Genomic DNA, 638 nt, shown 5'->3' with positions numbered 1-638 from the left:
TCCGCTCATTGCGCTGGATGCGGAAGCGGCATCCGCCGAGGAGGGCGAATCCGGGCTGGCAGGAGCGCTGCTGACGGAGGCGGGTGCTGCGGAAGCACGCTACGCCGACGCAATGGTGGATTCCTACCGGGAGAGGGGCCCGTATTTCGTCCTTGCCCCGAGTATTGCCCTGCCGCACGCCCGGGCGCAGGACGGCGTGATTGAGGCCGCGGTGTCTTTTGTCCGACTGAAGGAACCGGTCGTCTTCGGCCACAACGCCAACGATCCGGTGCAGCTGGTATTCGCCCTTGGCGGGTCCGACAGTGGCGAGCATATCGCCCTGCTGCGCCAGCTGACGACGCTGCTGAGCAGTCCGGCGCATCTGGAACAGTTTAAACAGGCGGCCGATGTGGAAGCTATCCAACAAATCATTAGGGGGAATGAGCAATGAAAGTATTATGCGTATGCGGTTTGGGACAAGGAACGAGTCTGATCCTGCGGATGAACGTGGAAAATGTGCTGAGTGCGATGGGCGTCAGCGCCGACGTGGAGCATACGGATGTCTCCACGGCTTCGGGTACGGCGGCCGACTATATTATCACTAGCCATGAGCTGGCGCAAAGCCTGGAGGGCCATTCCGCCGGATCATCGTCGTCAAT

The 638-nt window shown here is 61.1% G+C and carries 2 protein-coding genes; both read left to right on the top strand.

The window, feature by feature from the left end; all coding sequences use genetic code 11:
* Nucleotides 1–7 precede the first annotated feature (7 nt).
* Nucleotides 8–430, top strand: coding sequence for a PTS sugar transporter subunit IIA (locus CPT76_RS01500; RefSeq protein ID WP_258168027.1), 423 nt, complete (start codon nt 8–10; stop codon nt 428–430).
* Nucleotides 427–638, top strand: a 212-nt coding sequence (locus CPT76_RS01495; protein WP_105441703.1) for a PTS sugar transporter subunit IIB, incomplete at its 3' end; no start/stop codon positions are given. The genes CPT76_RS01500 and CPT76_RS01495, both read left to right, overlap by 4 nt.

The organism is Paenibacillus sp. AR247 (assembly GCF_002968895.1).
In the GTDB taxonomy this organism is placed as follows: Bacteria; Bacillota; Bacilli; order Paenibacillales; family Paenibacillaceae; genus Paenibacillus_AQ; species Paenibacillus_AQ favisporus.
The sequence above is the reverse complement of the archived record's forward strand: the minus strand, read 5'-3'. Positions and strand labels throughout refer to the sequence as shown.